Here is a 12,069-nt window from a genome sequence, read left to right on the forward strand (position 1 = left end):
TGAGTGAACCGTAACTCAAATGTGCGGCGAACCACCACGAGAATCTTGATGAATTCCCGGCATCGAACTGCGCCTCACGCTGGTCTCAGCACGAGGCGAACAACCCTGTGGAGGAAGCATGACCCAGAACGCCAACGAGCTGACCTTTTCCCAGCAGCTGAGCGAGAACCCCAAGAGCAGTGCAGACCGTGAGGCCATCTTGGCCAATCCCGGCTTTGGGGACTACTTTACGGATCACACGGCCGTGGTGGATTTCAAGGTTGATGCCGACGGTGAGGGTGGCTGGTCCAACGCACGCGTCGAACCCTACGGCCCCATCGCCATGGACCCGGCTGCCGCCGTGCTGCACTATGGGCAGGAAATATTCGAGGGCATGAAGGCCTACCGGCACGCCGACGGTTCGGTGTGGACGTTCCGGGCCGAGGCCAACGCCGCCCGCTTGAACACCTCCGCGCGTCGTCTGGCCTTGCCGGAACTGCCGCCGGCAACGTTCATCGAATCGCTGCGCCAGCTTGTTGCCGTGGACCAGGAATGGGTACCCGGAGGCGACGGCGAGGCCCTGTACCTGCGCCCGTTCATGATCGCCACCGAGGCATTCCTTGGCGTCCGCCCGGCCCGCGAAGTTTCCTACCGCGTCATCGCCTCCCCGGCCGGGAACTACTTTGGCGGCGAGCTCAAGCCCGTGTCGATCTGGCTCACCACCACGTACTCCCGCGCCGGAGAGGGCGGCACCGGCGAGGCCAAGTGCGGCGGGAACTACGCTGCATCGCTGGCGGCGCAGATGGAGGCCCAGGCGCAGGGCTGCAAGCAGGTGTTGTTCCTTGACCCGTTCAACGACAACGCCATTGAAGAGCTCGGCGGCATGAACATCTTCTTCGTGTTCAAGGACGGCCGTTTGGTCACCCCCGCACTCAACGGCCACATCCTGCACGGCATCACCCGCTCCTCCGTCATGCAGTTGGCTGCGGACCGCGGCATGAAGGTGGAAGAGCGGAAAATCACCATTGATGAATGGCGCGACGGCGTTGCCAGCGGCGAGATCACCGAGGCGTTTGCCTGTGGCACGGCGGCCGTCATCACCCCCATCGGGGAGCTGAAGATGGCCGACGGCGTCATCGCCTCCCCCGGCGAGGGTATCGGGGACGTCACCATGGCCATCCGCGAGCAGCTGCTGGGCATCCAGACGGGCACCGTGGAGGACCTGCACGGCTGGTTGACCCGCCTGGCCTAGCCTTCCTCAACTGACCCGCAGAAAACGACGAAAAATGCGACTTTTGGCGCGATTTTCGGCGATTTCTGCGGGTCAGTTTGGGTTAAGCCCGACGACGGGCGCTTGCTTTGCGGATACACTAAAACACATGCGTATAGCCCGATTTGTTGTTGATAATGACCCGATGTACGGCATTGTGGAAGGGGAGACCGGCAGCGAAATTGTCACTGTCATCAAGGGCGATCCCTTCTTCAATGGCGTAGAACTCACCACCATCAAGTACCCGTTGCTCGACGTGCGCCTGGTGGCCCCGATCATCCCACGCAGCAAGGTCATTGGGGTGGGCCGCAATTTCGCCGACCACGCCCGCGAGTTGGGCAACGAAGTGCCCGAGAACCCGCTGTTGTTCCTCAAACCCAACACCAGCGTGATCGGCCCGAACGAACCCATCGTCTTGCCCGAATTCTCCGAGGAGGTCTCCTACGAGGCCGAGCTGTGCGTTGTCATTGGCCGCATCTGCAAGGACGTCCCGGAGTCACGCGTGGATGAGGTCATCTTCGGCTACACCTGCGGCAACGACCTCACGGCCCGTGACGTCCAGGCCAGCGACGGCCAGTGGGCCCGCGCCAAGGGCTTTGACACCTCAGCCCCGCTTGGCCCGTGGATCGAAACCGAGCTGGACCCCGATGACGTGAACATCAAGGGCTGGCTCAACGGCGAACTCCGCCAGGACGGCAGCAGCAACCAGATGGTGCGCAGCGTTCGCGAACTCGTCTCGATCGTCTCCCACGCTTTCACCCTCCTGCCCGGCGATGTCATCATGACGGGCACCCCGGCGGGCGTAGACCTGCTCAACGACGGCGACCGCTACGAAATCGAGATTGAGGGCATCGGCCGTCTCTCCAACCCCGTCGTGCGCCGCTGACTGCTGATTCTCAGCTGTGTGCCGCCGTCGTGAATTTACGACGGCGGCACAACAGTTTTTGGTGGCTGCTTGCGTCCAGCAGGGGAAGGGCGGTGTGGAAGTGACAACTTTAGTTGGATGCGGCGGCCCCGGCAGGGCTCTTAGGCTCGAGGGATGAACACCAAGAAATTACAGGGCCGCAGCGTGTGGCGTACCGTTTTGCTCCTCATCGTTGTGGCCGTTGCCGATGTGCTGCTCTCCGCCATCTCGATCGGATTGGGCCTGGAGAGTGGAACTGTTCCCGATCCGGAGCACGCGGGGATTGCATGGGCCCGCTTCGGACTCGCGCCCATCCTGGCCCCCCTGGGCGCCGTCGCACTCATCTGGCGGCACAGATTCCCCACAACAGTGGCCGCAACAACTGCCATCCTTGGTGCGTTGTCCTTTAGCTGCATCGCGTTCTTTGTGGCTCTGTTCCTGCTGGCCAAGCGCCGTCTGTCATGGTGGGTCGCGGCAATTATTGCCCTATCCATCGCGGCAGAGGCACTTGTGGGGTTGGAACCCCTGAGCTGGGATAGTGCGCTGGTGATGGCAGTCCTGCTTGCAGCCATTGCCGGCTGGGGCGCCTACCGTGGCCAGCGGGCCAGGTTGCTGGAATCGCGGCTGACCTCACTCAGGGAACGGGCGGAGCGGGCGGAAGTGGAACGAGTTGCTGCCATTGAAACGAGTAAGCTGGCGGAGCGCCACCGGATTGCCCGCGAAATGCACGACACCCTGGCCCACCGGATGTCCCTGGTGGCTGTTCAGGCCGCGGCTTTGCAGGTGGACGCACCCGATGCGGAGACGGCCAAAGCAGCCAGGCTGATCCGCGAAACAGCCCACGCCGCGCTCGGCGAACTGCGCGATGTGCTGGGTGTTTTGCATCAAGACGGCACCCGGACCACGCAGCGGTCGCCAACCGTTGAAACCGGCCTGCCGCGCGTTGAAGCGCCGGTTGCTGCTATGTCCCGCACAGCACCGTCGGGGATCCAGGAGATCGCCGGACTCGTGGCCGAGTGGCGGCAGGCTGGCCTGAGTGCTGACTACATACCCGACCCAGCCCTGTGCAGCGGCATTCCTGACGCACTCAGCCGGGCAGCCTACAGGGTGGTGCAGGAAGGGATGACCAACGTGGCCCGTCATGCGCCCGAGGCAACCGCCACGGTGACACTTGAGCTGCGCAACACCGAATGTGGCGGCGTGAACCTACGCGTTTCAGTGGTGAACGGCCCGGGCGGCCGTGGTGAACCAGCCCTGGGTGCTGGTCTGGGTCTGATCGGGCTTGGCGAACGGGTCCAGCTCCTGAACGGCAGCTTAATCCACCGCTCAACCGGGTCCGGCTTTGAATTGATCGCCCTCATCCCGTTCGAACAGCAGAGCAAACAGGAATCCAACGGAGTTGCGTTGTGACGGATAAGATTCGGGTGATTATTGCCGACGACGAGCAGTTGGTCCGCGCCGCCCTGGTGAAAATGGTCAACTCCCGGGCCGACATGATGGTGGTCGGTGAGGCAGCCAGCGGACCGCAGGCGGTGAGATGCGCGCAAACGCAACGCACCGACGTCGTCCTGATGGACGTCCGGATGCCGGCCGGTGACGGCATCGCGGCTACGGCACAACTGCGCGGGCTCGAAAGGCCGCCGCAGGTGCTGGTCCTCACCACCTTTGACCTTGATGATCACGTTTTTGCCGCCCTGGAAGCTGGGGCTGCGGGCTTCATGCTCAAGGACACTGAGCCGGAGCGGCTGTTTTATGCCATCCGGGCGGTCGCAGCGGGGGAGGGCATGCTGGCTCCAACGGTGACGAAACGTCTCATCGACAGGACTCGGCACAGGGCAGCGGCGGCGAAGGCGACCACCGCGCTGGGCCGGCTGGAACGCCTGACGGCGCGTGAGGCACAGGTGCTCGATGCCATGGCGCAGGGGATGAGCAACGACGGGATTGCCACCTTCTTGTGCCTCAGCGAGGGCACTGTCAAGACTCATGTCTCAAGGATCTTGGCGAAACTCGAACTCGAGAACAGGGTCCAGGCGGCGCTCCTTTTTCGCGACGCCCACCGCTGAGCCGACTTTCGAAGCCCGCATCCCGGGCGAGGGGAGTGCCAGGACCCACATTTCACGGAGCCTCACCAGATTGGAGCTGCAGCGCCGGCTGGTACCCGGTACGTTCGGTCCCGGCAAGATGTTTTTTGCCGAATTTGTGACTGACCCGTCCAGCCCGCCAATAGGCGGAAACTGGGGTATTTTCATGCGTCTGTTCTGTTATCCCAGACAATCTGGCGGCCTTTTGGGCTGTGATTGTCATCACCCACTTATTTTGACGTAGTACGATTGGGAAGCCCTTTGAGCCTGTGTTTGTGGCACAACCACGAATTATAGGCTTCCGCACGTGGGGCGAACCACGACTAAAAGGATCTTGCGTGACAACCGAAGTAACTGACACAGCAACACCCCTTGCCGGCCCGGACATTCTCACGGCCGAGGGATACCAAAAAACTCTCAACCGTCGCCAGGTCACCATGATCGCGATGGGTGGCGCCATTGGTGTGGGCTTGTTCATGGGAGCTGGTGGGCGGCTCGCGTCAACCGGCCCGGCCCTGATTTTCTCCTACGCCATCGCCGGCGTCATCGCCTACCTGCTGATGCGGGCCCTGGGCGAACTCATCATGTACCGCCAGACCTCGGGATCGTTTGTTTCCTACGCTGGTGAACTGTTCGGCAAGAAAGGCGCCTACCTTTCCGGCTGGATGTACTTCATCAACTGGGCCATGACCGGCGTGGCTGAGCTCATCGCCATCGGCCTGTACTTCCAATACTTCTTCCCCGGTGTTCCCATTGAAGTGAGCGCCTTCTGTGCCTTGATTATGCTGGTGGCGGTGAACCTGCTCAGTGTGAAGGCCTTCGGTGAGTTTGAGTTCTGGGCGTCCTGCCTGAAGGTCGGCGCCATCTTGATCTTCCTCGCCGTGGGTACGTTCATGGTGGCCACCAACGCGGCCGTGGGTTCCGGGACTGCCAGCGTCAGCAACCTGTTCCACGAACAAGGCGGCATGTTCCCCAAGGGCGGCCTGGTGATGATCCTGGTGCTGAACGCAGTGATTTTTGCCTACAACGCCATTGAATTGGTGGGTATTACCGCCGGCGAGATGAAGAACCCCGAACGCGAAGTACCCAAGGCCATTCGCGCAGTGGTGGTTCGTATTGTGGTGTTCTACGTCGGCTCGGTCACGCTGCTGGCCATGATCATGCCTTCGGATCAGTACAAGTCGGGGGAGAGCCCGTTCGTTACAGTATTCTCCGCCATGGGGCTTGACTGGGTTGGCTCGGTCATGAACTTTGTGGTCATTACCGCGGCCCTGTCTTCCTGCAACTCCGGGCTGTACTCGATCGGACGCATCTTCCGCACCATGGCCAACAACGGCCACGCGCCTCATTGGCTGACAAAGATGTCCTCACGCCATGTGCCGTACGCGGCTATTTTGAGCATCGCTGGAGTGTATGTGGTGGGTGTGCTGGCCAATATCTGGCTCGGCGGTTCGCACGCCTTCGACCTGGCGCTAAACACCGCCTCGATCGGGGTGATCTTCACCTGGGGCTCCATCTTTGCCAGCCAGATCATGCTGCGGCACAAAAAGGGTAAAGTCTCCTCCCTGCCCATGCCCGGCTCGCCCTGGACCAGCTGGGTCGGCCTGATAGCCCTGTTCATCATCACCGTGCTGATTGGTTTTGACACCATGACGGCTCCGGATGGCAGTGTCTTCTTGCTGGGCCTGTGGACACTGTGCACCATCCCGGTGTTTGCCGTGATCTTGTGGTTCGGCTGGCAGTTCGTGAAAAACAACGAACCCAAGAGTGAACTGTTTAGCTAACAGCACCAAGAAATGCCGCCACTCCCGCATTTTGCCGCCACTACAATGGTGGCAAGATGCGGGAGTGGCGGCATTTTTCGTAGTTGGCTGCTAGCTGACGGGCTGTCCGGCGAGGATGGCGTCGATCTGGCCCATGGCCTGACCCATTCCTTCTTCCATACCCATGTCCAGCATTTTTCCCATCTGCTCTTCACTTTCAAAAACACTTGACACAGTCATGCGCGTGGTGATGCCAAAGTCCTCCAGGGTGACAGTCACGCGGGCCGCACCCATCTCGGCCACATGGTGCCCGTTTTCATCCGCAAAACCTTCGTCGAACTCCAGCACGTGGGGCGCGGCGACGGAGGTAAAGTGCCACCAGCCGCGGGGCTTTTCGCCGTCGGGCCCGGTCATGAAGTAGGCCACCTTCCCGCCCGGCTTGAAGTCGAACGTCTCGAAAGTTGCCGGCCAGGTGGGTGGGCCCCACCAGCGTTCCAGCTGGCGCGGATCCTCCCAGATCTGCCAGACCCGTTCGACGGCGGCGTCGAACTCGGCCACGATGGTCAAGCTCAGGGCTTCGGTATTCTTGGTGGAACTTACAACAGTCATGGCGATGCCTTTCGTTATCCTTGTGCCAGAATGTCTGCGATCCGCGCGGCTCGCAGGTGCCAGATCGCTTCATACTCATCGAGCAGTCGCTGGGCTTTACCGAGTCCTTCATGGTTTCCTCGCACCAGTTGCTCCCTTCCGCGTTTTTCCTTGCTGACAAGGGACGCGCGTTCCAAGACAGCCACATGTTTCTGAACCGCCGCGAAACTCATGTCATAGAGGGCCGCCAACCCCGACACTGAATAGCTCTCCACGGTGACCCTGCGAACAATGTCACGGCGGGTGGAATCTGCGAACGCCTGAAACAGGCGGTCAATGTCGGTTTCACTCAGCTCATCTACAACCATTTGGTTGTAGGTTACGCCGCTGCGGACAGGGTTGTCAACGGTTTCGCAGTTTATTCTGCCAGCACGCCGGAGGCCGGTGCTGGCGCATCCTGCCTGCCCGGTTCGTCAGCGGGGGAGCACAGGCGGCTAAACTAGAACCCATCATGACTAACGCTGCCTCGATCCCCACTGTCACCGCCGATACTCCTGTACGGGTACGGTTTTGCCCCTCACCGACCGGAACGCCCCACGTGGGGTTGATCCGCACGGCCTTGTTCAACTGGGCCTACGCCCGGCACACCGGCGGGAAGATGGTCTTCCGCATCGAAGACACGGATGCTAAGCGAGACAGTGAGGAAAGCTACCTCCAGCTCCTGGACGCGCTGAAGTGGCTCGGGATGACCTGGGATGAGGGTGTTGAGGTGGGTGGACCTCACGAACCATACCGCCAGTCCCAGCGTGGCGAGAAGTACACCGACGTCGTTGCCAAGCTGGTTGCCGGCGGGCACGCCTACGAGTCCTACTCCACCCCCGAGGAGGTGGAAGATCGCCACAAGGCCGCGGGCCGGGACGTCAAACTTGGCTACGACAACTTTGATCGCGAGCTGACGACTGAGCAGATTGCTGCCTACAAGGCGCAGGGGCGCCAGCCGGCACTGCGCCTGCGCATGCCCGACGCCGATATCACGTTCACAGATTTGGTCCGGGGCGAGATCACCTTTAAGGCAGGATCAGTCCCGGACTACGCCATTGTCCGCCCCAACGGTGCGCCGTTGTACACGCTGGTCAACCCCGTCGATGACGCCCTGATGGGTGTCACCCACGTGCTCCGCGGCGAGGACTTGCTCTCCTCCACACCCCGCCAGATAGCTCTGTACCATGCGCTGTATGAGGTGGGCGTGGCCGAATACCTGCCGCTGTTCGGCCACCTGCCCTACGTCATGGGTGCCGGCAATAAGAAGCTCTCCAAGCGTGACCCCGAGTCCAGCTTGTTCCTGCACCGCGATCGTGGCTTCATTCCCGAAGGCCTGCTGAACTACTTGTCCCTGCTGGGCTGGTCGCTCTCCGCCGATGAAGACATTTTCACCGTGGCCCAGCTCGTGGAGAACTTTGACATCCACGACGTCCTGGGCAACCCGGCACGCTTCGACATCAAAAAGGCCGAGGCCATCAACGGCACGCATGTTCGCATGCTGGAAGCCACAGATTTCCGCAACCGTCTGGTGCCGTACCTGCAGGCTGCCGGCGTGGTGGGGGAAACCCTGAGTGCCCGTGAGCAGGAGATCCTCAGCGAGTCGGCCCCGCTGGTTCAAGAACGCATCACCTTGCTGGGCGAGGCTCCGGAAATGTTGGCGTTCCTGTTCAAGCAGGACGACGCCGTTGACGTCGCCGAGGATGCGCTCAAGGGCCTGCCCGAGAACCTCACGGAGGTCCTTGATGCTGCTCTGGCCGCATTGGAGCCGCTGGAGGACTGGACGGCCGAGTCCATCCAGGGTGCGCTCAAGACAGCCCTGGTGGAGGGGCTTGGGGTTAAGCCGCGCCTGGCGTTTGGTCCGGTCCGTACGGCCTTGTCCGGGCGCCGGATTTCGCCGCCGCTCTTTGAGTCCATGGTGATTTTGGGCAAGGATTCCTCGCTGACCCGCCTCAAGACGTTTCGCGGATAGTCGGCCAACAAAACCGTGACGAACCCCGTTTCGCACAACGCCCCCGGCCCGCAGCTTTTTGCTGTGCCGGTCGGGGGTGTTTTGTTCGATGTTGATGAAACCATTGTTGACCTATACCGGGCTATGAAGGACGCCATGGTGTTTGCCGGTGCCCACTTGCTGCCGGATTTCACGCCCGCGCAGTGGGACGGTTTTGCCGCTTCATATCTGGCGGATCCGCAGAACTACTACGACCGCTATGTGCAGGGCGAAGTCAGTTTTGCCGAGCAGCGCGGGCTGCGCGCACGGGTGGTCTTTGACCAGGTGGGGTTCACAGGCTTTGATGTCCAGGCCGAGCAGCAATGGATTGCTGACTTTGAAGTGGCCCAGCCACGCTCCATCCGCGCCTTTGCCGACGTCGTGCCGCTCCTAGACGCCCTCGATGAGGCGGGCATTCCCTACGGTGCTGTCAGTAATAACGTCTATGACTACCAGCGAGCCAAGCTGGATACGGCCGGCTTGGCGCGCATCCGGGTTCTGGTGGGCATCGACACGGTAAACGTGGCCAAGCCCCAGCCTGAGATCTTCCATGAAGGCTGCCGACAACTGGGCACCGCGCCGGCGGGGACGGTATATGTGGGGGACAATTTCACTGTCGACGCCGTTGGCTCGGCCAAGGCGGGCTTGCTGGGTGTGTGGCTGAACCGGGACGGCAAAGCGGCCCCTGCTATGGCCGAGGCGGACGCTGCTGTGGTGGCGGGAGTTGTGAGTGTTGCAAACCTTGCCGAGATGGGCGCCATGGTGGGGCTGCCCGTGAACACCCGACTGCTGTGATGTACGACTCAGTTAAAACGGCATTCTCGTTTTGGTGTTCAGCAAACTCTCGGGTATAGTTTTATCCCGGCGCGAGAGCCGCTGAAAGACTGGGGAAACCCGCGGATTTCAAGGTAAATCGTGTAGCCATTGGGATATGGTGTAATTGGCAACACATCGGTTTCTGGTACCGACATTCTAGGTTCGAGTCCTGGTATCCCAGCGCTTGCAAAAGCTGCCTTTCATTTGGCGTATTGTGCATTCTTCAGGTAATATTTTGGAGTTCGTTCAGTAAAAATGAATGTACTAGGGCCCCATCGTATAGCGGCCTAGTACGCTGCCCTCTCACGGCGGTAACGCGGGTTCGAATCCCGCTGGGGTCACAAGCAAGGCCGGGAAGCTGAAAAGCTTCCCGGCCTTTTTTGCATGCCCGATCCTTGACATCGGCAGTTTCTTGGTCACTTGTTCCCGGGCTGCCGTCGGCCTGGCGGCGTCCCGGGTCTGGCCCAATTCCCAGAGACTATCGATGGCGAGGTCCATGAGTGTCTGCTCGAGGTCCCGTTCGGAAGCCTCGCCCGTGAGCCCCAGGGGTTCAAGGTTGTAGGGATCTTTGGCGACTTGTTGAACAAGTTTCGACTGTTGCGCAGCAAGCTGCTGCGCAATTGGCCCGTTGGTCCAGTCCCCCGGCAAATGTTGTCATGTATTGGAGGTTGCGGGCCGAGAAGCACCTCATGTCCGGGAACTCTGCCCGCAAGGCCTCTGCTAGCCGGGTGTTGACGGCTCGTACGACTTCGGCCCTAGTTGCTCCGACACGTTCCTTGAAATCGGTCAGAAGTCCGCTGTGTCGGGTAGGGCGATGCCGAGGGGATCCACCGGGAGGGCCGCGGAAGTGAACTTCTCCAACGCTCTTGACAGCTCCGGTGCGGGGCAGGCTTTTCGATGTAATGTTTCTCCGTGATGGAGCTTCCGGAGTGGCCCAGCTGGGTGTCGGCGTCATTGGACCCGTATTCCTTGTCGATCATGGCTGCCTCAGTCTTGGCGAGGACATGCTGGGTGAACCACTCATAGCCCGAACCTTCCCAGCCGTCCCGTGGAGAGCTCGCGCAATCGGAGCCCCGACAGTGCAGGGGTAGATCGTGCGGCGATAAGTAACGTGGTTGCCCTCGATGGTTTGCCTGCTGGTTCGGCCGCTGGCTCATATTTCTGCGAACCACAATTCGCTCGGGGCGTTCAAGCGCATGTCCCGTGAAACACCCTCGGGATTGGTGACACTACGCTGTTTGAACCCGAGGCGCGCCAGTTGCCGGTGGCCAATTTTAGGCGGCTGACTTTGGCCCATGTTTCTGTCAGCGTCCCCCAAAACAGGCCGCCAGCGGCTGATTGAATCGTGCAGAGCAACAGTGGTCGCGAGATCGGTAGAGCCGCCCGCAGAGGGGCCCTGAGGGGGACAGTATTTTGCTTTTCTGCGAGTAGTGGCCTGATTCCTGTAGAAAATGGGTCTTCGCGTTTAACCGAAGATCCTGACTAACCACACCAAATACCCAATGAACACGACTCCGGTCGCAATTGTGATTGTTTGCAGGGGAGGCAAACCGTGTCGTCGCGCCATGGGCCAGGTTCCCCATGCCGCACCGCCCACCACGATCAGAACCGAGACTGAGCCGATTATTGTTGCCCAGGATTCCTCGCCGTCGTTCGAAGTCGGGTCGCCAACCCAGATCCCAGCTTCCCACCCAACGCTTGGACACCGAAGCCTAAGAACAGAGCAGGAACTAGCAGCAGTAAAGTGGCACCGGCATAAATGAGCACCAGATAAAGGATTCCAAGCAGCTTCTTGTCCCGAACTGCTGGGATATTGGTTTCAGAATCCATGACCTGAATATTCTCATGACCGTTCGCCAGCTATAGACCACACAGGATGTGTTCATGCCAGATGGAAGACCACCGCCGCGTTGTCGAGCCGAAGCCGCGTGAATTAGTTTGTCTTGATGCTTCTTGGACTCTCCCGTAGTCGTAACCTTGATCGGTCATGGAGGTTTGCCAAATCATCCCTGAGTAGGGCGCTTTACTCTTCATCGACTGAAAGAGTTGAAGTATGAAATCACGCTCGGTTGCCGCCACGACCATCTTGCTTCTACTCGCCGCACCAGGTCTCTCCGGGTGTTCCCTGTTCGATCCACAACGGGACCTCACTCTGCACGACGTCATGAACGCCGAGTACGACGCATCCGATGTCACGACGCAGGTGGAAGACATCACAGGTACGGCGTGTGAATCCCCGCGTGATTGCGTTGAGGCGTACAGCACTGCAGAAGCAGACTATTTCCGGTTTGATACCCGAAAGCGTGCTGAGGAGTATGGGTCTTCAGTGAAAGACGGGTTCGTTGTCAACTACTTCGTCATGGACTTCGAGGGCAAGAATGCCTCAGTGGAGAAACAGCTGTGGGCGATGCAGGCCCTGGCCGGCATGTGGAACGACTACGAGGGAGACTTCCCGGACCGTGGCTAACGTTTGAGGTAGAGGAACCCCCTGTGCAACGCTGGCGTCGGCGCTCAAGCTCGCTTCACGACACGGACAAGGGCGGCGGGGCGGAACGGCTTGCGGGACGCCAGAAACCGTACTCGCCCGCCGGACGACGTCGCTTGGAGCCATTCGGAACAGTAACGGCATATACCAATGC

At 60.6% G+C, this 12,069-nt stretch carries 10 protein-coding genes and 2 tRNA genes; 10 read left to right on the plus strand and 2 right to left on the minus strand.

The window, feature by feature from the left end; genetic code table 11:
- Positions 1-118: 118 nt before the first annotated feature.
- The 5 genes from ACX80E_RS01340 to ACX80E_RS01360 all read left to right on the plus strand — a co-directional run bounded on the left by ACX80E_RS01340 (position 119) and on the right by ACX80E_RS01360 (position 6,018).
- Complete coding sequence (locus ACX80E_RS01340; protein ID WP_459299793.1) at positions 119-1,231, plus strand: branched-chain amino acid aminotransferase; 1,113 nt, start codon at positions 119-121, stop codon at positions 1,229-1,231.
- Between the two features lie 127 nt (positions 1,232-1,358).
- Positions 1,359-2,135, plus strand: coding sequence for a fumarylacetoacetate hydrolase family protein (locus ACX80E_RS01345; RefSeq protein ID WP_459299795.1), 777 nt, complete (start codon positions 1,359-1,361; stop codon positions 2,133-2,135).
- 153 nt (positions 2,136-2,288) lie between these two features.
- Positions 2,289-3,563: a sensor histidine kinase gene (locus ACX80E_RS01350; RefSeq protein WP_459299797.1), complete on the plus strand. Its 1,275-nt coding sequence runs from the start codon at positions 2,289-2,291 to the stop codon at positions 3,561-3,563.
- Complete coding sequence (locus tag ACX80E_RS01355; protein ID WP_459299799.1) at positions 3,560-4,216, plus strand: response regulator; 657 nt, start codon at positions 3,560-3,562, stop codon at positions 4,214-4,216. Before ACX80E_RS01350 ends, ACX80E_RS01355 begins: the two co-directional genes overlap by 4 nt.
- Before the next feature lie 356 nt (positions 4,217-4,572).
- Complete coding sequence (locus tag ACX80E_RS01360) at positions 4,573-6,018, plus strand: amino acid permease (RefSeq protein ID WP_459299801.1); 1,446 nt, start codon at positions 4,573-4,575, stop codon at positions 6,016-6,018.
- A gap of 90 nt (positions 6,019-6,108) precedes the next feature.
- Here ACX80E_RS01360 and ACX80E_RS01365 read toward each other — a convergent pair whose 3' ends face one another.
- Complete coding sequence (locus ACX80E_RS01365) at positions 6,109-6,606, minus strand: SRPBCC family protein (RefSeq protein ID WP_459299802.1); 498 nt, start codon at positions 6,604-6,606, stop codon at positions 6,109-6,111.
- 14 nt (positions 6,607-6,620) lie between these two features.
- Entirely contained in the window at positions 6,621-6,953 is a 333-nt protein-coding gene (locus ACX80E_RS01370; RefSeq protein ID WP_459299804.1) for an ArsR/SmtB family transcription factor, read from the minus strand.
- A 143-nt stretch (positions 6,954-7,096) separates the two neighbouring features.
- On the opposite strand from ACX80E_RS01370, the gene gltX reads away from it, so the two are divergent.
- The 5 genes from gltX (at position 7,097) to ACX80E_RS01395 (ending at position 11,897) form a co-directional block, all read left to right on the plus strand.
- Positions 7,097-8,596, plus strand: coding sequence for a glutamate--tRNA ligase (gltX, locus tag ACX80E_RS01375; protein ID WP_459299806.1), 1,500 nt, complete (start codon positions 7,097-7,099; stop codon positions 8,594-8,596).
- Positions 8,597-8,611: 15 nt separating this feature from the next.
- Positions 8,612-9,409 (plus strand): HAD family hydrolase, encoded by a 798-nt coding sequence (locus ACX80E_RS01380; protein WP_459299808.1) that lies wholly within the window; start codon positions 8,612-8,614, stop codon positions 9,407-9,409.
- Positions 9,410-9,539: 130 nt separating this feature from the next.
- Positions 9,540-9,611, plus strand: a tRNA-Gln gene (locus ACX80E_RS01385).
- Positions 9,612-9,698: 87 nt separating this feature from the next.
- A tRNA-Glu gene (locus ACX80E_RS01390) sits at positions 9,699-9,771 on the plus strand.
- A 1,712-nt stretch (positions 9,772-11,483) separates the two neighbouring features.
- A complete protein-coding gene (locus ACX80E_RS01395) occupies positions 11,484-11,897 on the plus strand; it encodes a hypothetical protein (protein ID WP_459299810.1) in 414 nt (137 codons plus the stop codon).
- Positions 11,898-12,069: the final 172 nt, after the last annotated feature.

Source organism: Arthrobacter sp. TMN-49 (assembly GCF_054511095.1).

What these genes read in the sequence shown, in the direction of transcription:
- ACX80E_RS01340 (WP_459299793.1), top strand. Translation starts at nt 119, where the DNA reads ATGACCCAGAACGCCAACGAGCTGACCTTTTCCCAGCAGCTGAGCGAG.
- ACX80E_RS01345 (WP_459299795.1), top strand. Translation starts at nt 1,359, where the DNA reads ATGCGTATAGCCCGATTTGTTGTTGATAATGACCCGATGTACGGCATT.
- ACX80E_RS01350 (WP_459299797.1), top strand. Translation starts at nt 2,289, where the DNA reads ATGAACACCAAGAAATTACAGGGCCGCAGCGTGTGGCGTACCGTTTTG.
- ACX80E_RS01365 (WP_459299802.1), bottom strand. Translation starts at nt 6,606, where the DNA reads ATGACTGTTGTAAGTTCCACCAAGAATACCGAAGCCCTGAGCTTGACC.
- ACX80E_RS01370 (WP_459299804.1), bottom strand. Translation starts at nt 6,953, where the DNA reads ATGGTTGTAGATGAGCTGAGTGAAACCGACATTGACCGCCTGTTTCAG.
- gltX (WP_459299806.1), top strand. Translation starts at nt 7,097, where the DNA reads ATGACTAACGCTGCCTCGATCCCCACTGTCACCGCCGATACTCCTGTA.
- ACX80E_RS01395 (WP_459299810.1), top strand. Translation starts at nt 11,484, where the DNA reads ATGAAATCACGCTCGGTTGCCGCCACGACCATCTTGCTTCTACTCGCC.